The organism is Jannaschia sp. 2305UL9-9, assembly GCF_041403465.1.
GTDB lineage: Bacteria > Pseudomonadota > Alphaproteobacteria > Rhodobacterales > Rhodobacteraceae > Jannaschia.
The window spans coordinates 506,255-531,033 of sequence record NZ_JBGEHM010000002.1 but is presented as its reverse complement, the minus strand read 5'-3'; the positions used below and the strand labels follow the sequence as shown (position 1 = coordinate 531,033).

The window sequence follows — 24,779 nt, the reverse complement described above, 5'->3', positions numbered from 1 at the left end:
ATTGACCGAAACAGGTCACATCGCTATCTGATTTGCCAAGGCCGCAGACGCCCGCCATCCGCAGACGAAGGTCCATGGTGAAGGTCTGACAGCAAGGATGCTGTTCTACCCCGTCCTGCCTGTCGCGCAGGGGCAACGCGGATACCCCCTCGAATTTTGCGACCAGCAGACGAGAGGTCCGGCCATGGCCGACAGACCACGACCCCCGGGGGTGTCCCCCATTCACGAGACGCATCTGCATTACAACCGACCCGCCGCTTGCGCGGAATCCGGTTCGCCCCAAGGCGACCGCCCGATCGCGCGATTGGTCACAGGGGCCGCCATTCGGGATTGCGAGGTGCGCAGATGACCCCGCATCCGACCCGCAGACAGGCCAAGGAACTGGCCCGGGCCCTGCGCCAGCACGCCGGCAGGCGTGGCGAGACCATCAGTCATGGCGCCGCGCTGGATCGCGTGGCGCGCGCTCATGGGTTTCGGGACTGGAACGGCCTGTCGGCCCATGCCGGCGACGATCGCCGCGAAGGGGCCGTCGTGACCGGATCCTATCTGGGGCAGCCGTTTCGCGGCCGGATCCTGCAAAGCCGGACCATGCGACCGGGGTGGACGCGGCTTGTCCTCGACCTCGACAAGGCGGTGGACGTGGTCACGTCCGACAGTTTCAGCAACCTGCGCAAGCGTATTACCGCAACCGTCGGACCGAGGGGCCATACGCAGGAGGTGACCTCCGACGGGCGACCGCATCTGATCCTGACCCCCTGAGGGTCTGCCCAGGCCCGGAAACAATTCTCCGGGCCGGGGCGATTGCCTATTCGGCGACGTCGATCCAGCGCAGCACGAGGAAGTTGTCGGGCCGCTGCACGACCTCGACGCCGTCCTTGACGCCCCAGACGAGGGGTTGGACGTACATCGGCACGTAGGCCACATCGTCCAGCTGGATCTGCGCGATCTCGTCCAGCATGGCCTGACGCTTCGTGTCGTCGATCTCGGACTGGATCATCGGCAACAGCTCGTCGATGCGGGCGTTGGAATAGCCGCCGAAGTTCCAGGACCCCAGCTTCGCCTCGTCATCCGGCGTCGCCAGCAGGAAGCGGATCGGATGCTCTGCATCGAAGGTGCCGGGCGACCAGCCAAGCAGATACATGTCGTGATCGTCCTCGCGCAGGACCGGCCAGTAGTTGGCGACCGGCATCGTCTCGAGCAGCGGCTCCAACCCGATCTGGGCCAGCATCGCGTTGATCGCGGTGCAGACGGCTTCGTCGTTCAGATAGCGGTCGTTCGGGCACTTCAGGCTGAACCGGAAACCGTCGGGATATCCCGCTTCGGCCAGCAGGGCGCGCGCGGCTTCGACATCATAGGCCGGACGTTCCAGCCCTTCGGTATAGCCGCGCATCCCCGCGCCGACCAGTTGGGCCACCGGCTCCGCGCTGCCGCGCATCACGGTCTGCAGGATCGCGGGGACGTTGATCGCCTGGGCCACGGCCTGACGCACGCGGTTGTCGGCAAAGGGATTGCCCTCGCCACCCGCGATCAGGGCGTCTGCGTCATGCGGAAAGCCGAGCATGATCACCCGCGCCTCGATGCCGCGCACGACATCCACGCCGTCCGCCGCTTCCACGCGGGCCGCATCCTGAACCGGGACCGGTTCGATCAGGTCCAGCTCGCCGGACAACAGGGCCGCGACCGCCGTGGCCGAGTTCTGCACAGGTGTGAATTCCGCCGTCGTGACATTTCCACGATCATCGCCCCACCACCCGTCGAAGGCGGTCAGGACCGTCCGCAGGCCCGGCTGCCGTTCCGTGATCTGGTAGGGGCCGGTGCCATTGGCATTCAGCGTGGCAAAGTTGCCCTGTTCGATGTTGGGACGTTCCGCGTCATTTGCCGCGGCCCAGCCGCTGTCCATCATCATCCAGTTGGCGATGCCGTCGACGAAGATCGGGTTCGGCGCGCTCGTCATGATCTCGACGGTGTAATCGTCGGGTGCGGTGACGGAAGTGACGCCCGCGAACCAGCTCGATGTGTCGGATTCCGGTGATGATGCACGCTCGTAGCTGAAGATCACGTCCTCGGCGGTGAAATCCTCACCACCGTGAAACTTGACCCCCTCGCGCAGGGTGAAACGCCAGCCCTCGCCGTTTCCGATCGGCTCCCACGCGGTGGCAAGCGCCGGTTCGACCGCCATGTCGCGACCGCGCCGCACGAGGCCTTCGTAGACATTGCCCAGCAGGCTGAAGACAGGGGCGGAGTTGCCCGCATTCGGATCGAGCGTATTCGGATCCGTCGTCGAGGCGAACCGCAGTTCAGCAGCGCCCGCAGGCAGCGCGGCGGCCACGACCAGTGTGGCTATCATTGATCTCATGGTGTCCCCCGAAGATGATATCGGGGGACAAAATGACGCAGCGGACGGAAACGTCAAATCAAGTTTGCGATGCTCAGGCCGCAAACCCGATTTTGTATACATGGATCTCGAACGCGGGGTGCTGCTCCGCGCCGACAAGCTCGGGGCGGGCATGCCGATAGGTCGAGCGCCAATAAGGTTGGATGACGACTCCTTCGTCCTGCATGATGCGTTGCAGCTTTTCGGAAAGCGCCCGACGGGCGTCGGCGTCGGCGATGGCCATCGCCTCCGTCAGGGTGGCATCGAACTCCGCGTTGGAGAAACCCGTTTCATTCCACGGCTCGCCCGTGCGGAAGGCCAGGGCCAGGACCTGAACGCCAAGGGGGCGCTGTGCCCAATCGGTGGCCGAGAAGGGATACTTCGTCCAGTCGTTCCAGAACGTCGCACCGGGCAGGACCGTGCGGCGCACCGGAATGCCCGCGTCGCGCAACTGCGCCGCCGTCGCGTCGCAGGTGTTGCGCCGCCAGTTGTCATCGATGGAGATCAGCTCGTGCTCGAAGTCGCTCAGCCCGGCCTCCTCCAGCAGGGCGACGGCCTGGGCCGGGTCGTGCGGAACGGCAGGCAGTTGCGCATATTCCGGATGGATCGGACAGACGCAGTGGTTCTCGGCTACCGTCCCCCGGCCGTCATAGCCAAGTTCCAGCAGCACCTCGTTCGATACGGCCAGGGCCAGCGCGCGTCGCACGCGGACGTCCTCGTAGGGGCGGATGCCGTTTACCTCGGCCAACTGGTTCGGGCGCACGAACACGGTGTTCGCGGTCACGACCTCGGACCGGGTCCAGCCGGTCGTGTCCAGCAGATCGACGAATTCGCCCAGGGATTCGTAGACCATGTCGACTTCGCCCGAATCGGCGGCCGCGAAATGCGACGCCTGATCGGTGCCATAGTCGATGTATTCGATCCGGTCGGCGTAGGGCCCGCCGAAAACCTCGGTTCCCCACCACGTGTGGTCTTCACGACGAACCATGGCCGCGCGAATGCCGACCTCCAGCATGTCGGGGCGGTACGGGCCGGTGCCCTTGGCCGTCATCGGATCGCCGTCGAAATCCTGCGGCACGATCGCGGCCGGATATTCGGAGAAGCCGGCGATCAATGTGATGTCGGCCGTTCCCGGACGCAGGGTGACCGTCAGGTCGTCGGTCACCTCGATCGCGCCATCACGGGCCATGCCCGTCTCGGGATCGATCAGGGATCCCATGCGGGACGCCATGGAGTTGCCATCCACGGATTGGTCACACCACCGTTCGATGTTGAAGGCGACGTCCTCGGCGGTGAAATCCGTGCCGTCGCTCCACCGGATGCCGGGACGGACGTTCAGGGTATAGACGGTCGCGTCCTCGTTCACGTCCCACGATTCCAGCAGCATCGGCGAGAACGATCCGTCCCGCTGATACTCGACGAGGTATTCGAGCCAGCCGCGCGACAGGTTGGACATCTGCGGCCAGTCATAGGTGCGCGGGTCCTTCAGGGCACGGACGTCGGACTGAATGCGGATGGTGCCGCCCTTGGCGATCTGGGCGTGGCCATCCGCCTTGGCCGGAGAGGCCCCGATCAGCGCATAGGCCGCGGGCGCGGTCACGCCGAGCGCGGTCGCCCGGCTCAGGAAATCCCGCCGCGTCATCAGCCCCTCCGCATGTTCGCGGGCGTAGAGACGGGCAGCGGGATGGATCGTGTTGGTGGTCATGCGGACCTCCGTTCTGGTCTGGATGGGATCGGTCGGGATGGCACCGGAACGGGCCGGTGCAGGGGCGGAAAGCCCTTTGTGATTGATATCGGGAGGGGAGGTAGCCCGCCGCTCGTCACCGGCGAGGCCAAAGTGCGCAAAGCGACACCTGCGGACGCGAAAAGGGGCCCCGCGGGGCCCCTCCGATAGCAACGCCGAGCCTTGGCTCAGTTCATTTCGAAGAACTTGAACTTCGGATCATCCTCCGGCGACACCTCGATGCCGACGGCTTCGGACATGCCCCAGTTCAGCACCTGGTGGTGCAGCGGGATGTAGAGCGTCTCGCCGTTCACGACTTCCCAGATGCGGGCGATGGCGGCGTCACGCGCCTCCAGATCGGTTTCCGAGGCCAGCGACACGATCAGCTCGTCGACTTCGGCGTTGGAGAAACCGGTCGGGTTCCACGAGCCGCGGTCTTCACCCTTGGAGTGGACGAGGAAGTTGAAGATGTATTCCGAATCGTAGGTCGGAACGCCCCAGCCCAGCATGTAGAAGTCGGTCTGCTCGTTCTGGATCAGCGGGAAGTGAAGCGCCTTGGATTGGGCGTTCAGATTCACGTTCACGCCGATCTGACCCAGCATGCCGACGGCGGCCTGACAGATCGCCTCGTCGTTGACATAGCGGTCGTTCGGGCAATCGAGCTGCACCGAGAAACCGTCGCCATAGCCGGCTTCGGTCATCAGGGCCTTGGCGGCCTCGATGTCGCCCGACGGCACGGCGTCCAGTGCTTCGGTCCAGCCGTTGACGAACGGCGGCATGATGACGCCCGTCGGCTGCGACTGACCGCGCATGACGACCTGCTTGATGGCGTCGCGGTTGATTGCCATGTTCATGGCTTCGCGAACGCGGGCATCCGAGAAGGGGTTGCCTTCGGCGGAGCGCAGGTCTTCGGACCCGATGTCCATGCCGAAGAAGATCGTCCGGTTCTGCGGCGCGGTCTTGACGGTAAGGCCGTCGGTTTCGGCGACGCGGGACAGGTCCTGCACCGGAACATCCTGGATGAAATCAACTTCGCCGGACAGGAGCGCGGCCACGCGGGTCGCGGCGTTCTGGATCGGGGTGTATTCGATCCGCGTCACTTCCAGCGGGAACTCACCCACGCCCCAGTAGTCGGGGTTGGCTTCCAGAATGGTGCGGACGTCGGGCTCGCGGCTGACGAGGGTATAGGGGCCGGTGCCGTTGACATTGGTCGCGGCAAAGGTCGTCTCGCCGCTGGCCATGTCCTGAACCGCGGTCACGCCGTTCTCTTCGGTCCAGGTCTTGTCCATCATGAACAGGTTGGTGAAGTTGTTCGGCAGGATCGGGTTCGGGCCGTCCGTCACGAATTCGACGGTCAGGTCATCGACTGCGCGGACCTCGACGATGGAGGTCAGAAGCTCCTTCATCGCGGATGTTTCGGACTTCGCTCGCTCGAAGCTGAAGACGACGTCTTCGGCGGTGAAGGCGCTGCCGTCGTGGAAGGTCACGCCTTCACGCAGGTTGAACACCCAGACGTTCGGATCGTCTTCCTTGGGCGCCCAGTCGGTCGCCAGCGCGGGCTGGAACGCACCTGCGGTGTCGCGGATGATCAGCGGCTCGTAGATCTGGTGGGCCAGCGTGTGTGTCGGTCCCTCGTTCTGGGCGTGGGGGTCCAGCGTCAGGCTGTCGCCCGCACGCGCCCAGCGCAGCGTCTCGGCGCTGGCGGCACCGGCGGTGACCGCAAGAATGGTCAGAATTGCAGTGGTACGAAGCATCTTCGTCTCCCGTTGTTGGTTGGTCTGGCCCGGTGTCGTTCATCGCACCCGGCGTCATGGCGGCAGAGGATCACCGTTTCGTGTCCGGTGCAAGTCGCGGGTTCGGCTTGCCGTTACGTACGCCCGCACCATCAAGGACCATGACGCGATCGTTCCGGCCAGCCGTTCAACCTTCTGTCCAATATCCCCGCAGGGGCGCTGCCGCGGCGGGGCCAAAGGAGCCGGTTGCTGGCCGTCTGCGGCCCCGGGGCCGAGATGCAGACCCCGACCGGGCCAGGAATTGAGCGATCGGGCGAATTGCGCGACAGACGGCGAAGCTTTGCGACCCTGTCCCACCCCGCCGGAAATGGCATGGCGGACGAGGTCGCCGACCCCGCCCGATCAGGCCTTCGCCATCGCCTCAGCCGCGGAGCGATCGCAGGACGGCTTCGGCCGCGGCCTGTATCGGTGCCTCGACCTCGCGCAGGATCTGGACGCGGTCGAAACGGGACGGATCCGCGGCGACGACGGCGCGCAGGGCCTGGCCAAAGACCTGACGCACCTCCGTGCCGATGTTGAACTTGGCGATGGAGGTGTTGCGCGCCAAACGTGCCCGCTGCGCATGCGGCACGCCGCTGCCGCCGTGGATGACCAGGGGGACCGTGGTGACCGCCTGAATGGCGGCAATCGCATCCTCGTCCAACCCGGCGCCTGCATTGGTCTGCAGATGCACGTTGCCGACCGAGATGGCCATCGCGTCGACACCGGTTTCAGTGGCGAAGCGCGCGGCCTCCTCCGGGTCGGTGCCCCGGCTTTCGACACCGGCGGCATAGCCGACGAAGCCGATCTCGCCCTCGCAGCTGACGCCAGCCGCGTGGGCGATCTCGGCGATGGCGCGCGTCTGGGCGATGTTGTCCGCAAGCGGCAGTTGCGAGCCGTCGAACATCACGCTGGTGAAGCCCGCGTCGATGGCCGCGCGGCAGTCGTCGGCCTCATACCCGTGGTCCAGATGCGCGACGACGGGCACATCCACCGATGCGGCCAACGACCGGAACATCGCGCCCAGCACGGGCAGGGGCGTATGCTCCCGACAGGATGGCCCGGCCTGCAGGATGACGGGCACGCCCATCGCCTGCGCGGCATGGGTGTAGGCGCGCGCGTCCTCCCAGCCAAGGCAGACGAACCCGGCTATGGCCCGTCCGTCGCGCAAGGCGGGCTGCAGGACCTCGGACAGGGTGGCGAGCGTCATTTGAACTTGGCCACCATGTCCATGATGCCCGGGATCGTATGAAGCTGTGCCTCGTGCGTCGGCTGGAAATACTGCTTCAGGCTACGCTGGGACAGGCCGCCGAGGATGGTGAAGTAATACATCTCGTAGCCCGGCAGGACGGCGCAGGGGTGATACCCCTTGTCGAGGCAGATCGTGGACCCGTCCATGATGTGATAGGCATCACCGGGTTCGTTATCGACGCGCTGCAACATCTGGACGCCGGAGCCGTAGTTCGGCTTGAACCGGAAGTTGTAGGTCTCGTCATGCCGCGTCTCGTCGGGCAGACGGTCGGTATCGTGCTTGTGGCTTGGAAAGCCGGACCAGCCACCCTGTCCCACGGTGAACAATTCCGACACCAGCAGGCGCCCGACACGGTCGTGGCACCCTGCCCCCAGGATATGGGCGATGCGGCGGTGGGTCTTGGTCTCGTCCGATCCGTATTGCACCTTGTCGAGGTCCTTGGTGCGCACCTCGAAGGGCTTGAGCACGCCATCGAACTTCGCCCCCGCGATAAATACCTCGGCCTCGGCGGTTCGGCAGGTGAAATGCGCCTTTGCCCCGGTGGGCACGTAGACGCCTTCGGGATCGCCGTCGAAGACATCGACCTCGCGCACGCCGATGTCGCGATAGACCTGATCGTCGACATGCACCGTGACGGTCCCGGTCGCGGGCACGATGCAGGTCTCGTAGCCCGGCACCTGGTAATCGAAGGACTGCCCCTCGGTCAGCTTGACGATGTTGAAGTAGTTCAACGGCACAGTCGGGTTATCGACGTCGACGATGGGTTTGTTGTGATTGTCATGGGGGGGGATATGCATGGGGTTACTCCTTTGGGCCGGGGTGTTCGGCCAGGAAGGCCTCTAGTTCGTCGGTGGTGGGCATGGCGGGTGCGCAGCCGACGCGGGCCACGACCATCGCCGCATTGGCGGACCCGCGCAGCACGGCGTCCCTGACCGAATGGCCATTGGCCAGCGCGGCGATGAACCCGCCCATGAAGCTGTCGCCTGCACCTGTCGGCTTCAACGCGGCCGTCGCGAAGATCCCTGTCCGGACCTCCTGCCCGTCCGCGAAGGTGATCGCGCCCTTTTCGCCCATCTTGTAGACGATCAGCTTGCCGGTCGCCGCCAGCGCGCGGGCCTTTTCCAGACCCTTGTCGTAGTCCCCGGCCATGAAGCCGAACTCCACGTCGTTGCCGATGATGCAGTCGCACATGTCGCCCGCCCGGCTCAGCACCTCTGCCGCGAACTCCGCCGAGGTCCAGGAATAGGGGCGGTAGTCGATGTCGAAGATCGTGGGCAGGCCCGCCTCCTTCGCCAACTCGAACGCCCGGAAGGCCGCCGTGCGGCTGGGGTCGGCGGCGAAGACCGTGCCCGTGGTGATCAGGGCGGAATAGGGGGCGTAGTCCACCGCCTCCACGTCCGCGACCGTCATCTCGAAATCGGCGGCGCCGTTGCGGTAAATGACGGACTGGTGATCCTCCATCCGCGTCTCGACCACGGCCAGCGAATTGCGCGCCTCGCCGCCGACGGGGGTTACATGGGTGTGGTCGATGCCGTAGTGGGCCAGCTGGTTCACGCAGAACCGCCCGATAGCATCGTCGCTGACACGGGTGACGAGGGCGGCCTGACACCCCTGTTTCACCAGCGCCACGCCGATATTGGCGCTGCTGCCCCCCAGGCAGGAGACGAACTGCGTCGCATCCTCGGTCCGGGTGCCGGGCGGGTCGGGATAGAAATCCATCCCCGCGCGCCCGACGATCAGGAAATTGGTGCCCTTGAGGTCCATGTCATACACCCTGCCGCTGCTTGTGCCGGGTGGATTCCCAGTCCTCGTGCCCCTTGCGCACGCCCTCGTCCTCCGACACCTCGGCCGTCCCGACCTCCCACCAGGCGTGGCCGCCAGTGGTCCACCCCTCGTAGGCATCGACCTTCATCACGATGACGCTGGTGCGGGTGGCGGCCTTGGCACGGGTGAAGGCCTCGCCCAGTTCGGCGGGGTTCGACACGGTCTCGGCGATGGCACCCATGGCCGCGGCATGCGCCTCGAAATCGACGCCGACCTGATGGGTGGCGGTGGGCGTGTCGGCGATCAGGTTGTTGAAACTGGCTTGCCCTGTGTTGTTCTGCAACTTGTTGATGACGGCGAACCCGCCGTTGTCGAGGACGAGGATGATCAGCTTCTTTTCCGTCAGAACGCTGGAATAGATATCAGAGTTCATCAGCAGGTAGGAACCGTCGCCGCAGAACACGATGGTGTCGCTGTCGGCCTCCGCCTCCATCTGCGCGATCCGCGCGCCCCAGGCGCCCGCGATCTCGTAACCCATGCAGGAAAAGCCGAACTCCACATCCACGGTGCCGGGCGTCAGCGTACGCCAGTTGGCCGTCACCTCGGCGGGCAGGCCGCCGGCCGCCGCGACCACCCGGTCGGTTGGCGCACACAGGGCGTTCACCGCGCCGATGGCCTGCGCATAGCTGTTGGGGCGGTTGCCGGGTTTGACGTTCTCGGCCACGTAATCCGTCCACTTGGCACGCTCGGCCTGCGTGCTCTGCGTCCAACCGGTGGGCGCGCGGTGGTCGCCCAGCCCTGCGCCGATCGCCTGCAACCCCAGCTTGGCATCGCCCACGACGGTGGTGGCCAGATGCTTGGCCGCGTCGTGGCGCCCGACGTTCAACGTCATCAGGTGCGCGTCATGGGCAAAGGCCGTCCACGACCCGGTGGTGAAATCCTGCAACCGCGTACCCACGGCGAACACCACGTCGGCGCGTTCGGCGGCCCAATTGGCCGAATCCGACCCGGTCACACCGACCGGCCCGATGTTGAGGGGGTGCGTGTCCAGCAGGTTCGCGCGTCCGGCGATGGTTTCGATCACCGGGATGTCATGCGCCTCGGCAAAGGCGGTCAGTTCGGCCACCGCGCCGGAATACTGCACCCCTCCGCCTGCGATGATGACGGGGCGCTTGGCCGCGCGCAGGATCTCGACCGCCTCGGCCACCTCGACGGTGTCGGGGGCCTGACGGCGGATGCGGTGCACGCGCTTGTCGAAGAAGGTCTCGGGGTAGTCATGCGCCCAGCCCTGCACGTCCTGCGGCAGGCCGATGAAGGCGGGGCCGCAATCGGCCGGGTCCAGCATCGTGGCCAGGGCCGCGGGCAGGGAGTTCAGGATCTGCGCCGGATGCGTGATCCGGTCCCAGAAGCGCGAGACCGCCTTGAAGGCGTCGTTCACGCCCAGCGTCGGGTTCCCGAAATGCTCCAGCTGCTGCAAAACGGGGTCGGGCAGGCGCGTGATGAAGGTATCGCCGCACAGCATCAGCATCGGCAGGCGGTTGGCATGGGCCAGCGCGGCGGCCGTCAGCAGGTTCGCGGTGCCCGGCCCGGCCGAGGCGGTGCAGAACATGAACCGGCGGCGCAGGTGGTACTTGGCATAGCCGGCGGCGGCAAAGCCCATCCCCTGCTCGTTCTGTCCGCGATACAGCGGCAGGACATCGCGCAGCGGATAGATCGCCTCGCCCAGGCAGGGCACGTTGCCATGCCCGAAGATGCCGAATCCCCCACCACAGATCCGCGTCTCGACCCCGTCGATGACGATGTATTGTGCCTCCAGCCAGCGCAGAATGGCCTGCGCCACGGTCAGTCGAACCGTTTTCGTCATGGCGATCTCGCCCCTCCCCTTGTCGCTTGGAAACGTCATACACAAAACGATTGCATATTGCGCATTTCCGAATCCGAGCATACAAATTTTGCAACCGGTTGCAAATCGTAATTGCGGCTCGGCACGAAGGGGAGGATCGCATGACCGAGATCGGGATCGGGATTGTCGGCGGGGGCTACATGGGCAAGGCCCATGCGGTCGCCTATGCCGCCGTAGGCGCGGTGTTCGAGACGACGTTGCGCCCCCGGCTGGAAATGGTCTGCGCTACATCCGAAGCCAGTGCGGAACGGTATCGCACGGCCTTCGGGTTTGCGCGGGCAACGACCGACTGGCGCAACCTCGTGGGCGACCCGCGCGTCGACGCGATCGTCATCGCCTCGCCCCAATCCACCCACCGCGCCATCGCGGAGGCCGCCTTTGCGCTGGGCAAGCCCGTGTTCTGCGAAAAACCCCTTGGTCGCGACCTCGCCGACAGCCGCGCCATGGTTGCCGCCGCCGATGCGGCGGGCGTGGTCAACATGACCGGCTTCAACTACGTGCGCACCCCGGCCACGCAATATGCCCGACAGCTGCTGCAGGAAGGCGCCATCGGGGACGTGACGTGGTATCGCGGCGAACATACCGAGGATTTTCTGGCCGATCCGGAGGCGCCCGCCACCTGGCGCTGTCAGGGGCGCGATACGGGCACGATGGGCGATCTTGCCCCGCATCCGATCAACTGCGCCCTTGCCCTGATGGGGCCGATCGCGTCGCTGAACGCGGTGATCGAAACCGTGCACGAAACGCGCCCCGGCGCGGATGGCCCTGTGACCGTGACCAATGACGACCACGCGCAAATCATGCTGCGCTTCGCCTCGGGCGCGATGGGGCATCTCTACGCCAGCCGCACGGCAACGGGCAAGAAGATGGGCTATGCCTACGAGATCCACGGCACCAGGGGCGCGATCCGCTTCGACGGCGAGGATCAGAACTCCCTGCATGTCTACCGCGCCGAGGGGCCGGAGGCCGGGCGCGGGTTCACCCGCATCCTGACCGGTCCCGCGCATCCGAACTATGCCGCGTTCTGTCAGGGGCCGGGGCATGGCACCGGCTATCAGGACCAGATCATCATCGAGGCGCGCGACTTCCTCGCCGCCATCGAGGCGGGCGCATCCGCCTTCCCCACTTTCCGCGACGGGATGGAGGTCAACCGCGTGGTCGACGCCGCCTGGACCTCCTCCGACACCCGTGCCTGGGTCGATTTGTAAGGACAAGACCATGACGATACGCATTGGCAACGCCCCCTGTTCATGGGGCATCGAATTCGCCAGCGGCGAAGGCTATCCCACTTGGACCGAGGTGCTGCGCCAATGCGCCGCCGCCGGCTACAAGGGGATCGAACTTGGCCCCATCGGCTTCATGCCCGAAGATCCCGCCATCCTGGCCGATAGACTGGCCGAGCATGACCTGAGCCTGATCGGCGGCGTGGTGTTCCGCCCATTCCATGACGCGACCAAGTGGGACGAGGTTGTCGATGCCTCCGAGCGGACGATCGCCGCGCTCAAGGCACATGGCGCGAAACACCTCGTCCTGATCGACAGCATCTCGCCCCGTCGCGCGCCCACCGCCGGACGCGCCGCCGAAGCCGAGCAGATGGACACCGCCGAATGGGCGGCGTTCCGTGACCGCATCGCCCATGTCGCCAGGATGGGCACCGACGCGGGGCTGACCGTGGGCATGCACGCCCATGCCGCCGGGTTCATCGATTTCGAGCCGGAGCTGGAACGCCTGCTGGACGAGGTGCCGGAGGAGATCCTCAAGATCTGTTTCGACACGGGCCACCATTCCTATGCCGGCTATGACCCTGTCGCCTTCATGAAGCGGCACATCGGGCGCATCAGCTACATGCACTTCAAGGATATCGACCCCGCGGTGAAGGCCCGCGTCGTCGAAAACCGCACCGGGTTCTACGATGCCTGCGGACAGGGCATCTTCTGCAACCTTGGCAAGGGCGACGTCGATTTCCCCGCCGTGCGGCAGATCCTGCTGGATGCGGGTTTCGAAGGCTGGTGCACGGTCGAACAGGATTGCGACCCGACCATGGACAACGACACGCTGGGCGACGCGCGCGCCAACCGTGAATACCTGCAATCGATCGGATTCTGAGACATGGCAAAACTGAACTGGGGCATGATCGGCGGCGGCGAAGGCAGCCAGATCGGACCGGCGCACCGTCTGGGTGCACAGGCGGATGGCAATTTCACCTTGGCCGCGGGCGCGCTGGACGTGGATGCGGCGAAGGGGCGGGATTACGGAATGCGCCTCGGCATTGCCGAGGACCGCGCCTATGCCAACTGGCAGGACATGCTGGACGGCGAAAAGGGGCGCGACGACCGGGTCGACCTCGTGACGGTCGCCACGCCCAATTCCACGCATTTCGAGATCACCAAGGCGTTCCTCGAAGCCGGGTTCAACGTGCTGTGCGAAAAGCCTATGACCATGACGGTGGAGGAGGGAGAGGAGATCGTCCGCGTCGCGAAATCCACCGGCAGGATCTGTGCGGTGAACTACTGCTACTCCGCCTATCCGATGGTGCGCGAGATGCGGCAGATGGTGGCGACCGGGCAGCTGGGCAAGATCCGCCTTGTCGTCGCCAACTTCAGCCACGGGCACCATGGCGACGCGACCGACGCCGACAACCCGCGCGTGCGCTGGCGCTATGACCCCAAGATGGCGGGCGTATCGGGGCAGTTCGCCGATTGCGGCATCCACGCGATGCACATGGCCAGCTTCATCGCCGGCGATCAGGTGCGCAGCCTGTCGGCCGATTTCGCCTCCACCATCTCCAGCCGGGAGCTTGAGGACGACGCCATGGTCAACTTCCGGATGGAAGGGGGCACGGTCGGGCGCCTCTGGACGTCCTCCGTCGCCATCGGGCGCCAGCACGGCTTCGACATCCAGGTGTTCGGAGAGACGGGGGGCCTGCGTTGGGCATCCGAGCAACCGAACCAAGTCTACTACACCCCCGTCGGCAGACGCACGCAGATCATGGAAAAGGGTGAGGGCGGATTGTCGTCGGAGGCCGCGCGCCTGAGCCGCGTGTCCATCGCGCACCCCGAGGGGTTCCCGCTGGCCGTGGCCAACATCTACGTCGATCTGGCCGCCGCGATCCGGGGCGAGGTCTATGGCGCCCTGCCCACGGCGGAAGACGGGTTGCGGTCGATGGCTGCGGTGCACCAGGCCGTGGCGTCGGCCAAGGCGGACGGGGCCTGGGTGGACGCGCGTCCGCCGATGTATCGCTGATGCCGACTGAAAGGCGCGGGGGCCTGCCCCCCGCGCTTTTGCTGCACGACACCCAATGGTCAGGAAATGGGGCGCAGCGTTCCGCGTTCGACGATGTGACAGGCGAAAAGGCGCGCCTCCGGCAGGCGATCAGGGTCTTCTATGGTGGCAAGGGCCAGTTCGATCGATGCGTCGATGATGGCGTTCACTGGCTGTCGGATCGTGGTCAGGTCGATGTTCTGCCAGCCTGCGATCTGCATGTCGTTCAACCCGATCAGCCCGACGTCACCGGGCACCGAGAAACCCGCCTCGCGCAGGGCCGATAGCGCCCCGATCGACAGAACGTCATCCCCGCAGAAATAGGCATCGGCAGGCGGACCGGCGGCGATCAGACGCTGCATCTCGGCGCGACCTGCCTCGAAGGTGTACCCTTGGGCAAAGCTGGTCATGACGCCGGGCACGGGGGCATCGGTCAACCCATCGAGAAAGCCCGCCAGACGATCCTCCGTCGATGTCGCGGCCTCTGGTCCCCCCAGAAAGGCAACCCGGCGATATCCGCGTTCGATCAGGGTTCGCGCGGCGAGGCGTCCGCATTCGCGGTTGTCGATTCCGACGACATGCGTTTCGGGGGCCGCCGTCCAGCGCCCGAAACTGTGCACCACCGGCAGGCCCGCCTTGCGGAAGGCCCCCGCGAAACTGGGCGGCAGGGTCGAGGAGGCGACGATCACCCCGTCGACCGAATATTGCCGCAACATCCGCACCGAGGCTTCGGGATCCGTCTCGCCCGTCAGGTTGACCAGAAGCGGGCGCAGACCCCGCGCCTGCAGGCCGGTCGTGAACCTGTCGAACACCTCGAGGAACAGGGGGTTGTGAAAGTTCGATACCACCAAACCGATCAGCTTGGTCCGCCCCGTCGACAGCGCCGAGGCCAACGCCGAAGGCGCATAGCCCAGATCGGCGGCCGCACGTTCGACCTTGGCGCGCGTCTTCGGGCTGACGGAGGCGCCTTCGGTAAAGGTCCGGGACACGGCGGACCGCGAGACCCCTGCCCGCTGGGCGACATCCTTGAGCGTGACGGGCATGGCGACGTTTCTCCCACTTGCGGGGCTGATCATAGTCGATCCGTCCGCGCGGAGCCATCCTGCTCCGTCGCTGATTGCAACCGGTTGCAAAACGTTTCGATTCGTGCTTTCCTTGCGTCAGCGGGCGGAGGAGACCGACATTCGGGCCGCCCCCTGACAGTCTCGGGAGGACGAAATGAAGCTTGTCAAATCACTCGCCATGACGGCGCTGGTCGCGATCACGCCGTTTGCCGCAAGCGCGGACGGACACGCGAGCCTGAATTATGTGCTGGTCAGCCATGCGCCGGATTCCGACAGCTGGTGGAACACCATCAAGAACGGGATCGCGCTGGCCGGGGACCAGATGGGCGTCAACGTGGAATACCGCAACCCGCCCACCGGCGATCTGGCCGACATGGCCCGCATCATCGAACAGGCCGCCGCGGCGCAGCCTGACGGCATCATCACCACGCTGGCCGACTTCGACGTCCTGTCCGGGCCGATCCGTTCGGCCGTCGATCAGGGCATCGACGTGATCATCATGAATTCCGGCACGCCCGAACAGGCCCGCGAGGTCGGCGCCCTGATGTATGTCGGACAGCCGGAATACGACGCCGGTTTCGCCGCCGGACAGCGCGCCGCGGGGGATGGCATCGGCAGCTTCCTGTGCGTGAACCACTACATCTCCTCGCCCGCTTCGACGGAACGGTGCCAGGGTTTCGCCGATGGTCTGGGTGTCGAGCTTGGCAATCAGATGATCGACAGCGGACAGGACCCGGCCGAGATCAAGAACCGCGTTCTGGCCTACCTGAATTCCAACCCCGAAACGGAGGCCGTTCTGACGCTCGGCCCGACCTCTGCCGATCCGACCCTGCTGGCGCTGCAGGAAAACGGGCTGGCCGGTGACATCTATTTCGGCACCTTCGATCTGGGCGAAAATATCGTTCAGGGTCTCAAGGACGGGATCATCAACTGGGGCATCGACCAGCAGCCGTTCCTTCAGGCCTACCTGCCGGTTGTCGTCCTGACCAACTATGACCGCTATGGCGTTCTGCCCGGCAACAACATCAACTCGGGCCCCGGTTTCGTGACCGCCGACGGCCTGACCAAGGTCGAAGAGTTCGCGGGCGAGTACCGCTAAACCACCTTCAGGGCGGGCGATTCAAACAGATTGCCCGCCCTTTTTGCATCTTCTCGGAGGAAATGATGGCTGACACGCCGCAAGCCGCGCTGGACGAACGCGTCAAGGAAATCTCACCACTGCGCCGCGCGCTGATCCGTCCGGAGCTGGGCGGCATCATCGGCACGGTCGCCGTGTTCACCTTCTTCGCGCTGCTGGCCGGGTCATCGGGCATGTTCAATGCGCAAGGCATCATGAACTGGTCCACGGTATCGGCCCAGTTCATGATCATCGCCGTCGGCGCCTGCCTTCTGATGATCGCGGGTGAATTCGACCTGTCCGTCGGATCCATGATCGGATTTGCCGGCATGATGGTCGCGATCTTCGGCGTCACGCTGGGCTGGCCGATGTGGGTCGCAATCCTCGTGACCTTTGCGATCTGCGTGGCCTTCGGGGCGCTGAACGGCGTCATCGTCGTGCGCACCGGCCTGCCTTCCTTCATCGTCACCCTTGCGACGCTGTTCATCCTGCGGGGCTTCACGATCTTCATCCCCCAGACGATCGAGCGGAAGACCATCATCGGCGGCATCCGCGAAGCGGCCGAGGGTGACTGGCTGGCCCCGCTGTTCGGGGCCAAGGTCTTCGGCTCCGTCTTCCAGTGGCTGGGCGACGCCGGGATCATCGGCGTGTTCGAGCGGGGAAACCGCGCCGGACAGCCCGTGGTCGACGGTATTCCCATGCTGATCCTCTGGGCCGTCGGCCTGATCATTTTCGGCCACGTCCTGTTGACCCGCACGCGGTTCGGAAACTGGATCTTCGCCGTCGGCGGCGATGCGCAGGCGGCCCGCTACACCGGTGTGCCCGTCGATAGCGTCAAGATCCTGATGTTCATGTTCACCGCCTTCTGCGCCACCGTTTTCGCCGTCTGCCAGGTCATGGAATTCGGGTCCGCCGGGGCCGATCGCGGCCTTCTGAAGGAATTCGAGGCCATCATCGCCGTGGTCATCGGCGGCGCCCTTCTGACCGGTGGCTATGGCAGCGTGATCGGGGCGGCTCTCGGGGCGCTGATCTTCGGCGTCGTCCAGCAGGGGTTGTTCTTTGCCAACGTCGAATCCTCTCTGTTCCGGGTCTTCCTCGGGGTGATCCTGCTGCTGGCCGTGATCCTGAACACCTACATTCGTCGTATCATCACGGGGGAACGCTGATGCAGCCCATCGTTCAAATGAGGGACATCGCCAAGCATTTCGGCAGTGTCATCGCGCTCAACGGCGTGTCCGTCGATATCCATCCCGGCGAATGCCATTGCCTGCTGGGGGACAACGGCGCCGGGAAATCGACGTTCATCAAGACCATGTCCGGCGTTCACAAACCCACCAGCGGTGAGATCCTGTTCGAGGGACAGCCGATGTCCTTTGCCGACCCGCGCGACGCCATCGCCGCCGGCATCGCGACCGTCTATCAGGACCTCGCCATGATCCCGCTCATGTCGGTCAGCCGCAATTTTTTCATGGGCAACGAACCGATCAGGAAGATCGCGGGCCTGCCGTTCTTCGACCATGACCACGCCAACCGCGTCACGATGGAAGAAATGCGGACGATGGGCATCAACCTGCGCGGCCCCGATCAGGCGGTGGGCACCCTGTCGGGGGGCGAACGCCAGACGGTCGCCATCGCCCGCGCGGTGTATTTCGGCGCCAAGGTCCTGATCCTGGACGAGCCGACCTCGGCGCTCGGCGTGCGGCAGACGGCGAACGTGCTGGCCACCATCGACAAGGTTCGCAAGAAGGGCATCGCCGTCGTCTTCATCACCCACAACGTGCGTCACGCCATGGCCGTGGGTGATCGGTTCACCGTGTTGAACCGGGGTCAGACCCTCGGCACCGCGCAGCGCGGTGAGATCACGCCCGAGGAATTGCAGGACATGATGGCCGGCGGGCAGGAGATGGCCACGCTGGAAGGGTCGCTGGGCGGCACCGTCTGACACGGACCCGCAGGGGGCAGGATGGACTCCGGTTTCGCGCCGGACACCACAACTGCCCCCTGTGCAAAGCGGTCGGGACGGGCGTATCACGCAAGGATTGCGCAATGCCCCGAGGCCCCGGGCTCGCCGCCGATCAAAGGACCTGTGCCATGGAACTCAAGGACGAAATCGTCATCACCGCGCCGCGCGACGTTGTCTATGCCGCGCTCAATGATCCCGACGTGCTGCGCGACTGCATCCCGGGGTGCGAGGAGTTGACCAAGAAATCCGATACGGAGCTCGAGGCCAAGGTCGTCCTGAAAGTCGGGCCCGTGAAAGCGAAATTTGCGGGGGATGTTACCCTGAACCCGGAAAACCCGCCCGAACGCTTCACCCTGACCGGGGCGGGCAACGGCGGGGCGGCCGGGTTCGCCAAGGGCGGCGCGGATGTCGAGTTGCAGGATCATCCCGATGGCACCCTGCTGCGCTACGATGCCAAGGCGGATGTCGGCGGCAAGATAGCCCAGCTGGGCAGCCGCCTGATCCAGAGCACGGCCAAGAAGCTGGCCGCCAAGTTCTTTGCAAATCTGGCCGACCGTATCGGCAGCAAGGCAGAAACCTGAAACAACGCGGCCGCCCCGAGGGGCGGCCATCGCGGTTTTCGTGATGCTTGGTCGGGCTGAGAGGATTCGAACCTCCGACCCCCTGCTCCCGAAGCAGGTGCGCTACCAGGCTGCGCCACAGCCCGACCTTTCGACCCGAGGCCATGCCTCTGCCGGATGCGCCGGACTTATCCCCGGTCACGCAATGAGGCAAGGGCTTATCGGCCTTTCAGGTCGTGGGTTTCATCCGGGTCAACGCCGCGGCAGCATCCTGCGACAGGGACCGGATCTGCTCTCCGATGACGGCAAACCCCTGCCCCGCCTCGCCGGCGCGGGCCGCTTCGACCGATGCGTTGATCGAGATGAAATAGATCTGTCTGCTGATGGAGGATATTTCCTGCGCCGCGATCTTTGCACGTTGGGTCGCCTGCTGCTGCTGTCGCAGGACGGTGCCGATGAACGCCTCGCGCAGATGGTCGAGAACCTCTTCCGCCCTGTCGATCAAACCGTCCGGCAGACCGTCGGCGGCGTCCGGTGCCTTGATTCGCGCGCTCAGGGCCGAGAGTTCGGCCGACAACCCCTGCGCCAGTCGGATCGTGTCGGCCGGTATCACGATATCGTAGCCGTCGAATACCCGCCCCTTGATATCCGACAGGGACCGCGCCGCATCGGCCATGGCCGCGGCAAGCGGGTCGGTCACCGAGCGCGCGTCATCGGGGCGACGGGCCGCCACCCCGAGAAGCACGGGATAGATCTGTTTTTCCAGCCGGACGATGGGATCGCGGCGCCAGTCCGTATTCGACATCACAGGATCCATCCCACTTCAGTTCGGACCCCGAGACTACGAAACAGGAGCGAACGAACCCTTAACGACCGTCGTCCTGTGGCACCGTCCTGTCCAGTTTCGACAACATCGGCGCAATCCGCGGCGCTGTCCCCGTTTCGGCCCGGGACCGGGTGCGCAGAACCGGCGAATTGACGGATCGTCCGTTGCCTTCGCGCAGGACGATATACAGGCCCGACGCGATGATGACCCCCGCCCCGACGCCGGTCACGGGGTCGATGGATTCATCGAAGAACCACCAACCATAAAGCGCCGCCCACAGGATCTGACTGTATTGCATCGGGGCCACGACGACCGCATCGGCCCGTCGATAGGCATGGATCAGGGCGATCGACGCCCCGAAGGCCAGAACGGCCATCATAACCCACAGCCCAAGGTCGAACAGGGGCATGGGCCGATAGACGAAGGGCAGAAGCAGGCCCATGACGATGAAGTTCGCCATCATCGGATACAGCATCATCACGGCGGTGCGTTCATCGCGCCCGATCTTGCGCATGATCACCGCGGCAAGCGCCCCGAAGAACGACGCCCCCAAAGCCGCCATATGGCCCAGCCCGAGATCGAGATCGTTGGGCCGCAGAACGATCAGGACCCCCAGAAGGCCCACGATCACGGCACCGCCCCGATGCCAGCCCACACGTTCGCCCAGAACGGGGATCGCCAGCACGGTGATCAGCAGGGGCGATGCGAAGATGATCGCATAGACCTCTGCCAGCGGCAGGACGGAGAAGGCGTAGAAGGCACCGAACCCGGTGATCACCGCCGATACGGTGCGAAGCGCCGTCCACCAGGGGTGCACGGGAATCAGGGTTGCCTGCTGCTGGTCACGCAACAGCATCATGACGACGAAGGGAAACGTCAGCAGGACGCTGAAGAAGACGATCTGAAAGACCGCATAGCCACCGCCAAGCATCTTGACGGCGATGTCATGCGTCGAGAACAGCGCAAAAGCCGCAAGAGACAGCAGAATGCCGGTGAGGGGAGAGTTCTTTTCGGGCATGATGCCCTCCGCGGTTGGATGCGCGACATCGCTCCTCCCCGGAGATGACGCACGTTGCGTATTTACCCAGACCCTATCGGGTTCCCCCCCTCATCGAAAGGGGGGCAGAGGTGTTCGCGTGCCAGCCCCGGACCAGATGCGGTTTCGCAGACGGCCTCTGATCGGATCAGGCGTCACGCCGGGGTCGATCCGGATCGCGCACGCGTCATCCTTGCCATTGGACAGGCACGGCAGGTCAACACCCGCCGCACCTGTCGGTTCCATGGCCGTTCGCGAAATCAGGCCGCGTCGAGCGCCGCGAGGATCGCATCGCCCATTTCCGTGGTCGACACCGGCGTGCCGCCTTCGGGGCCCATCAGGTCGGCGGTGCGCACACCGTCCGCCAGCACCTTCTCGACCGCGCCTTCCAGCAGGTCGGCGTTCGCGCCTTCGTCGAAGGAATAGCGCAGCGCCATCGCGAACGACAGGATGCAGGCGATCGGGTTCGCCTTGCCCTGCCCCGTGATGTCGGGGGCGGAGCCGTGGACGGGCTCGTACATTGCCTTGGGCCGCCCGTTCGCCATGGGCAGGCCAAGGGACGCGGAAGGCAGCATGCCCAGCGATCCGGTCAGCATCGCGGCGCAATCGGACAGCACATCGCCGAACAGGTTGTCGGTGACGATGACGTCGAACTGCTTGGGGGCACGGACCAGCTGCATGGCGCCGTTGTCGGCATACATGTGGCTCAGCTCCACCTCCGGATACTCGGCGTCGTGGATCTCCTGCACGACGTCACGCCACAGGATGCCGGATTCCATCACGTTGGCCTTCTCCATCGAGCAGACCTTGTTGCCCCGGCGCTTGGCCAGTTCGAACGCCGAACGGGCGACGCGGGCGATCTCGGACTCGGTGTAGCGTTGGGTGTTGATGCCGACACGCTCGTTGCCCTCGTGGTGAATGCCGCGCGGCTCGCCGAAGTAGACGCCCGAGGTCAATTCGCGCACGATCATGATGTCGAGACCGGAGACCACGTCCCTCTTGAGCGACGAAAAATCGGCCAGCGCATCGAAACACTGCGCCGGGCGCAGATTCGAGAACAGGTCCATTTCCTTGCGCAGGCGCAGCAGGCCCCGCTCCGGCTTCACGCTGAAATCGAGGTTGTCGTACTTCGGCCCGCCGACCGCGCCCAGAAGGACGGCGTCGACCTCCTGCGCCTTTGCCATCGTCTCGTCGGTCAGGGGGGTGCCATGCGCATCATAGGCGGCACCACCGACAAGGTCCTCGGACACGTCGAAGGCAAGGTCGCGGTTGGCGCCGAACCAATCGATGACGCGGCGCACCTCGGCCATGACTTCGGGGCCGATGCCGTCGCCGGGCAGGATCAAAAGGGTGTTTGCCATGGGGTCCGGACCTCTGTTCTTCTGTTCTGGAATTGCGCACTCCGGGTAAGCCGTGGCCCCGCGCCCGTCAAGGAAAGGCGATATCCACCCAGACAAGGCGCCCCCGGCTGGCCGCCCCGGCCGCCTCGGCCAGTGGATCGCCCGGCGCGGGCCAGATCACGCCTGCATCGACAACCCGCAAGGTCGCGGCGGGCAGGACGTAATCCACACGCAAGGGTCCCGGCCCCTCGAAAGCCACCGTATCCAGCGCGGGATCGCCCAGATGACCGTCACCGCCGCCGCCCCGCCCCCTTGGCACCGGGTCCTGCAGCGCGGGATGATTGAGAAGGTCGGCCATTGCCCCACGATCACCCGCCCCGTCGAAAGGGTCGACATTGCTGCGCCCCAGAACCACCGGGACGGGCACCGTCCCCGCAAGGTCCGCGACAAGGCCCAGTTCATCGGCGTTCCGTATGCCGTTCCGGTCCTCGGGCCCGTCGAACACCGGCGTGTTGGCGTTCAGGGTAATCAGGCTCAGATCATGACCGCCGACCGACAGGGGCACCACCCATTGCGCCACCGAAGCAAGCGGGACGACCGCCTCGGCCCCCGGCGGAAGAACGTCGCGCGCATCGGGGTTCCGATCGACCCAGAGAAGGTCGGAATGATCCGTCAGCGCGCCCAGGGGCAGGCGTGACAGCAGGACCATGCCGCCATCCCCCATGAACCGCCCGTACCCGAGCGCATCCCGCCCCCGCCCCAAACGCCCGTCCCCGTCCAGATCGAACCCGCTGACACGGCCGGAATTGGGACTTGGCGCAACGTGATGGGCATAGGTCAGGCCCCGGTCGGACAAGGCCGCGCGCAGGGCCATGACCGCGCGCCCCTCGAAATCCCAGTCGACATCCAACAGCAGCAGGACATCGGCCTCGGCCGCTTCGATGATGTCGAGGACGGCATTGACCTGATCGTCCTGCCCCCGCGCGATATCGCGTAACAGAAGGGCAGGTCCCCGTCGGCTCAATTCCGTGTGGTATGTGGCAATGCGAACCGTCTCGGCGGATGCGGCTGTCGCGCAGAGGGCGAAGACCACAAAGGCCCGGATCACGCCGGCAGGAAGGCGGGGTCTTCGGCGTCCTGCCCGGTGTTGTAACGGCGCCGCTTCTTGGAGATCATGAGGGCAAGCCGCCGCATCGCGATGCCACGAAGAAAGAGGGAGGCAGGAAGAAACGCCCATATCGACATCGCCCAGACCAGCAGAAGATCACTCTCCAGCATGGAGACGTGGTAGGATTTGGCAATGAAATACGCGAAGGGCGGCGTCAGGTACGGCAGGGCAAGGCCCAGCGCGATGTTGATCGCCCCGTCGCGGTTCAGGCGCTTGACCACGTCCGCGCCCGCGGTCGGATCGAAGGTGGGCAGGTTCACCCAGACATTGAAGCTGCCGGTGGGGGACGGCCAGTTGTTGAGGCGAATCATGATGGCGAAAACCGTCAGGCCGACGAGGGACACCAGATAGGCCAGACCGGCCGCAATACGGACAAGATGCGCCTCGCCGACCGTCGTGCCCTCGGGCAGCAACCACAGGATCAGGCGCACGGGGCTGAGCGCGAAATCCATCGACTGCCCCAGCAGAAGGCCCACGGCCTGCACCAGACGGGCAAGGGTTGACGGGTTTTCCACGCCGCGACAGGCCAGCGCGATCAGCACGACCATGAACAGCAGCATGCCGAACCGCACGCGGTTGAAGGGCGGCGCATCCCGGAATTCGATCAGGCCGGGGTAGACGGCGGCATATTCCAGAACCACGAACACGGCGCCGAAAAAGGCGATCAGAACGATGGTATCCGTGATCTGGGGTGATGCCTGAGGCAGCAGCAGCGATGGCGTCATCACCATCACCACGATCAAAAGCGCACGTATGCACGCACCTGGGAGCTGCGAAATCACTGCCTAACCGATCCTCGTTGGACGAGGGCGATACGATGCCACCCTCTTGTTCCATCTGTCGTCGCACCCTGTTGACCGGGTGTCTGCCTCAATCTTGCCTTGAAGGTGCCTTGTTTAACTTCGACCTGCAAGTTCCTGTTTGGGAACAAAAAGGCATTCCCGTTTTCTGTGTGCCCAGAAAGCATCAGACCTTCCTTGGTTAACAAGAAAGGTCTGAAATATCATTTACTTATGAAGGGACGTTAACCTAGACCCACGGCCTTTCCTGCGACATGCCCTTTTCGTAGGCATCGATCGACGCGCCCTTCTCCATGGTCAGGCCGATGTCGTCCAAACCATTCATCAAACAGTGCTTCTTGAAGGCGTCGACCTCGAACGCATAGGTGGTTCCGTCGGATCCGGTCACGGTCTGGTTCTCCAGATCGATCGTGATGCGGGCGTTCTCGCCGTTTTTCGCATCTTCCATCAGGGCATCGACCTGATCCTGCGGCAGGACGATCGGCAGGATGCCGTTCTTGAAGCAGTTGTTGTAGAAGATATCCGCATAGCTGGGGGCGATGACGGCCCGGATGCCGAAATCGAGCAACGCCCAAGGCGCATGTTCGCGCGAGGAGCCGCAGCCGAAGTTGTCACCGGCAACGATGATCTGGGCCGACCGATAGGCCGGCTTGTTCAGAACGAAGTCCGGGTTCTCCGAACCGTCGTCCAGATAGCGCATCTCGTCGAACAGGTTCACCCCAAGGCCCGACCGCTTGATCGTCTTGAGGAACTGCTTGGGGATGATCATGTCGGTATCGACGTTGATCAGCGGCAGGGGTGCCGCAATGCCGGTCAGGGTCTCGAACTTGTCCATGGGGGCCTCCGTCAGGGTTGC

General features: G+C 65.0%; 22 protein-coding genes and 1 tRNA gene. 8 read left to right on the top strand and 15 right to left on the bottom strand.

Translation table 11 applies throughout. The features are described 5' to 3' along the window. Positions 1-345: 345 nt before the first annotated feature. Positions 346-759 carry a glyoxalase superfamily protein gene (locus V6N07_RS10400; protein WP_371156187.1) on the top strand — a complete coding sequence of 138 codons (414 nt, stop codon included), beginning with the start codon at positions 346-348 and terminating at the stop codon, positions 757-759. Between the two features lie 46 nt (positions 760-805). Here the strand turns inward: V6N07_RS10400 and V6N07_RS10395 are convergent, their stop codons facing one another. The 7 genes from V6N07_RS10395 to iolD all read right to left on the bottom strand — a co-directional run bounded on the left by V6N07_RS10395 (position 806) and on the right by iolD (position 10,749). Continuing rightward, the gene (locus V6N07_RS10395; protein ID WP_371156185.1) at positions 806-2,356 is read right to left on the bottom strand and encodes an ABC transporter substrate-binding protein; all 1,551 of its coding nucleotides are present in this window, start codon (positions 2,354-2,356) and stop codon (positions 806-808) included. 73 nt (positions 2,357-2,429) lie between these two features. Further along, positions 2,430-4,079 carry an ABC transporter substrate-binding protein gene (locus V6N07_RS10390; protein ID WP_371156183.1) on the bottom strand — a complete coding sequence of 550 codons (1,650 nt, stop codon included), beginning with the start codon at positions 4,077-4,079 and terminating at the stop codon, positions 2,430-2,432. A 206-nt stretch (positions 4,080-4,285) separates the two neighbouring features. Beyond that, entirely contained in the window at positions 4,286-5,851 is a 1,566-nt protein-coding gene (locus V6N07_RS10385) for an ABC transporter substrate-binding protein (RefSeq protein WP_371156181.1), read from the bottom strand. A 400-nt stretch (positions 5,852-6,251) separates the two neighbouring features. Beyond that, positions 6,252-7,079, bottom strand: a complete 828-nt coding sequence (locus V6N07_RS10380) for a class II fructose-bisphosphate aldolase (protein ID WP_371156179.1) — start codon at positions 7,077-7,079, stop codon at positions 6,252-6,254. Next, a complete protein-coding gene (locus tag V6N07_RS10375; RefSeq protein WP_371156177.1) occupies positions 7,076-7,918 on the bottom strand; it encodes a 5-deoxy-glucuronate isomerase in 843 nt (280 codons plus the stop codon). The genes V6N07_RS10380 and V6N07_RS10375 overlap by 4 nt, the downstream gene beginning before the upstream one ends. Before the next feature lie 4 nt (positions 7,919-7,922). Beyond that, entirely contained in the window at positions 7,923-8,885 is a 963-nt protein-coding gene (iolC, locus tag V6N07_RS10370; protein WP_371156175.1) for a 5-dehydro-2-deoxygluconokinase, read from the bottom strand. A gap of 1 nt (position 8,886) precedes the next feature. Then, entirely contained in the window at positions 8,887-10,749 is a 1,863-nt protein-coding gene (iolD, locus tag V6N07_RS10365; RefSeq protein ID WP_371156173.1) for a 3D-(3,5/4)-trihydroxycyclohexane-1,2-dione acylhydrolase (decyclizing), read from the bottom strand. Positions 10,750-10,889: 140 nt separating this feature from the next. Here iolD and V6N07_RS10360 point away from each other — a divergent pair, with 140 nt between their 5' ends. From V6N07_RS10360 to V6N07_RS10350, 3 genes are read left to right on the top strand one after another with little or no spacing between them, the layout of a single operon-like run. Beyond that, positions 10,890-11,996: a Gfo/Idh/MocA family protein gene (locus V6N07_RS10360; protein WP_371156172.1), complete on the top strand. Its 1,107-nt coding sequence runs from the start codon at positions 10,890-10,892 to the stop codon at positions 11,994-11,996. 10 nt (positions 11,997-12,006) lie between these two features. Further along, entirely contained in the window at positions 12,007-12,894 is an 888-nt protein-coding gene (locus V6N07_RS10355) for a TIM barrel protein (protein WP_371156170.1), read from the top strand. A 3-nt stretch (positions 12,895-12,897) separates the two neighbouring features. Next, positions 12,898-14,031, top strand: a complete 1,134-nt coding sequence (locus V6N07_RS10350) for a Gfo/Idh/MocA family protein (RefSeq protein WP_371156168.1) — start codon at positions 12,898-12,900, stop codon at positions 14,029-14,031. 59 nt (positions 14,032-14,090) lie between these two features. Here the strand turns inward: V6N07_RS10350 and V6N07_RS10345 are convergent, their stop codons facing one another. Then, entirely contained in the window at positions 14,091-15,092 is a 1,002-nt protein-coding gene (locus V6N07_RS10345) for a LacI family DNA-binding transcriptional regulator (protein WP_371156166.1), read from the bottom strand. 175 nt (positions 15,093-15,267) lie between these two features. On the opposite strand from V6N07_RS10345, the gene V6N07_RS10340 reads away from it, so the two are divergent. The 4 genes from V6N07_RS10340 (at position 15,268) to V6N07_RS10325 (ending at position 18,774) form a co-directional block, all read left to right on the top strand. Further along, positions 15,268-16,212 (top strand): sugar ABC transporter substrate-binding protein, encoded by a 945-nt coding sequence (locus V6N07_RS10340; RefSeq protein ID WP_371156164.1) that lies wholly within the window; start codon positions 15,268-15,270, stop codon positions 16,210-16,212. Positions 16,213-16,277: 65 nt separating this feature from the next. After that, complete coding sequence (locus V6N07_RS10335; protein ID WP_371156162.1) at positions 16,278-17,396, top strand: ABC transporter permease; 1,119 nt, start codon at positions 16,278-16,280, stop codon at positions 17,394-17,396. Then, on the top strand, positions 17,396-18,172 hold the full coding sequence (locus V6N07_RS10330; RefSeq protein WP_371156160.1) for an ATP-binding cassette domain-containing protein: 777 nt from the start codon (positions 17,396-17,398) through the stop codon (positions 18,170-18,172). Before V6N07_RS10335 ends, V6N07_RS10330 begins: the two co-directional genes overlap by 1 nt. 149 nt (positions 18,173-18,321) lie before the next feature. Further along, positions 18,322-18,774: a carbon monoxide dehydrogenase subunit G gene (locus tag V6N07_RS10325; protein ID WP_371156158.1), complete on the top strand. Its 453-nt coding sequence runs from the start codon at positions 18,322-18,324 to the stop codon at positions 18,772-18,774. A gap of 48 nt (positions 18,775-18,822) precedes the next feature. On the opposite strand, the gene V6N07_RS10320 is transcribed toward V6N07_RS10325, so the two are convergent. From V6N07_RS10320 to leuD, 7 genes are all read right to left on the bottom strand, one after another. Further along, positions 18,823-18,899, bottom strand: a tRNA-Pro gene (locus tag V6N07_RS10320). 83 nt (positions 18,900-18,982) lie between these two features. Continuing rightward, on the bottom strand, positions 18,983-19,558 hold the full coding sequence (locus V6N07_RS10315; RefSeq protein ID WP_371156157.1) for a methyl-accepting chemotaxis protein: 576 nt from the start codon (positions 19,556-19,558) through the stop codon (positions 18,983-18,985). Positions 19,559-19,619: 61 nt separating this feature from the next. Beyond that, positions 19,620-20,597, bottom strand: coding sequence for a DMT family transporter (locus V6N07_RS10310; RefSeq protein WP_371156155.1), 978 nt, complete (start codon positions 20,595-20,597; stop codon positions 19,620-19,622). 278 nt (positions 20,598-20,875) lie between these two features. Then, positions 20,876-21,976 (bottom strand): 3-isopropylmalate dehydrogenase, encoded by a 1,101-nt coding sequence (gene leuB / locus V6N07_RS10305; RefSeq protein ID WP_371156153.1) that lies wholly within the window; start codon positions 21,974-21,976, stop codon positions 20,876-20,878. 67 nt (positions 21,977-22,043) lie between these two features. Continuing rightward, complete coding sequence (locus tag V6N07_RS10300) at positions 22,044-23,063, bottom strand: endonuclease/exonuclease/phosphatase family protein (RefSeq protein WP_371156151.1); 1,020 nt, start codon at positions 23,061-23,063, stop codon at positions 22,044-22,046. Further along, entirely contained in the window at positions 23,060-23,848 is a 789-nt protein-coding gene (locus V6N07_RS10295; RefSeq protein ID WP_371156150.1) for a hypothetical protein, read from the bottom strand. The genes V6N07_RS10300 and V6N07_RS10295 overlap by 4 nt, the downstream gene beginning before the upstream one ends. A 304-nt stretch (positions 23,849-24,152) precedes the next feature. Then, positions 24,153-24,758, bottom strand: coding sequence for a 3-isopropylmalate dehydratase small subunit (gene leuD, locus V6N07_RS10290; RefSeq protein WP_371156148.1), 606 nt, complete (start codon positions 24,756-24,758; stop codon positions 24,153-24,155). Between the last annotated feature and the right edge of the window lie 21 nt (positions 24,759-24,779).

Excerpts from the sequence above, each read along its gene's own strand:
- V6N07_RS10400 (WP_371156187.1), top strand. The coding sequence starts at position 346 with ATGACCCCGCATCCGACCCGCAGACAGGCCAAGGAACTGGCCCGGGCC.
- V6N07_RS10395 (WP_371156185.1), bottom strand. The coding sequence starts at position 2,356 with ATGAGATCAATGATAGCCACACTGGTCGTGGCCGCCGCGCTGCCTGCG.
- V6N07_RS10390 (WP_371156183.1), bottom strand. The coding sequence starts at position 4,079 with ATGACCACCAACACGATCCATCCCGCTGCCCGTCTCTACGCCCGCGAA.
- V6N07_RS10385 (WP_371156181.1), bottom strand. The coding sequence starts at position 5,851 with ATGCTTCGTACCACTGCAATTCTGACCATTCTTGCGGTCACCGCCGGT.
- V6N07_RS10380 (WP_371156179.1), bottom strand. The coding sequence starts at position 7,079 with ATGACGCTCGCCACCCTGTCCGAGGTCCTGCAGCCCGCCTTGCGCGAC.
- V6N07_RS10375 (WP_371156177.1), bottom strand. The coding sequence starts at position 7,918 with ATGCATATCCCCCCCCATGACAATCACAACAAACCCATCGTCGACGTC.
- iolC (WP_371156175.1), bottom strand. The coding sequence starts at position 8,885 with ATGGACCTCAAGGGCACCAATTTCCTGATCGTCGGGCGCGCGGGGATG.
- iolD (WP_371156173.1), bottom strand. The coding sequence starts at position 10,749 with ATGACGAAAACGGTTCGACTGACCGTGGCGCAGGCCATTCTGCGCTGG.
- V6N07_RS10360 (WP_371156172.1), top strand. The coding sequence starts at position 10,890 with ATGACCGAGATCGGGATCGGGATTGTCGGCGGGGGCTACATGGGCAAG.
- V6N07_RS10355 (WP_371156170.1), top strand. The coding sequence starts at position 12,007 with ATGACGATACGCATTGGCAACGCCCCCTGTTCATGGGGCATCGAATTC.
- V6N07_RS10350 (WP_371156168.1), top strand. The coding sequence starts at position 12,898 with ATGGCAAAACTGAACTGGGGCATGATCGGCGGCGGCGAAGGCAGCCAG.
- V6N07_RS10345 (WP_371156166.1), bottom strand. The coding sequence starts at position 15,092 with ATGCCCGTCACGCTCAAGGATGTCGCCCAGCGGGCAGGGGTCTCGCGG.
- V6N07_RS10340 (WP_371156164.1), top strand. The coding sequence starts at position 15,268 with ATGAAGCTTGTCAAATCACTCGCCATGACGGCGCTGGTCGCGATCACG.
- V6N07_RS10335 (WP_371156162.1), top strand. The coding sequence starts at position 16,278 with ATGGCTGACACGCCGCAAGCCGCGCTGGACGAACGCGTCAAGGAAATC.
- V6N07_RS10330 (WP_371156160.1), top strand. The coding sequence starts at position 17,396 with ATGCAGCCCATCGTTCAAATGAGGGACATCGCCAAGCATTTCGGCAGT.
- V6N07_RS10325 (WP_371156158.1), top strand. The coding sequence starts at position 18,322 with ATGGAACTCAAGGACGAAATCGTCATCACCGCGCCGCGCGACGTTGTC.
- V6N07_RS10315 (WP_371156157.1), bottom strand. The coding sequence starts at position 19,558 with ATGTCGAATACGGACTGGCGCCGCGATCCCATCGTCCGGCTGGAAAAA.
- V6N07_RS10310 (WP_371156155.1), bottom strand. The coding sequence starts at position 20,597 with ATGCCCGAAAAGAACTCTCCCCTCACCGGCATTCTGCTGTCTCTTGCG.
- leuB (WP_371156153.1), bottom strand. The coding sequence starts at position 21,976 with ATGGCAAACACCCTTTTGATCCTGCCCGGCGACGGCATCGGCCCCGAA.
- V6N07_RS10295 (WP_371156150.1), bottom strand. The coding sequence starts at position 23,848 with ATGACGCCATCGCTGCTGCTGCCTCAGGCATCACCCCAGATCACGGAT.
- leuD (WP_371156148.1), bottom strand. The coding sequence starts at position 24,758 with ATGGACAAGTTCGAGACCCTGACCGGCATTGCGGCACCCCTGCCGCTG.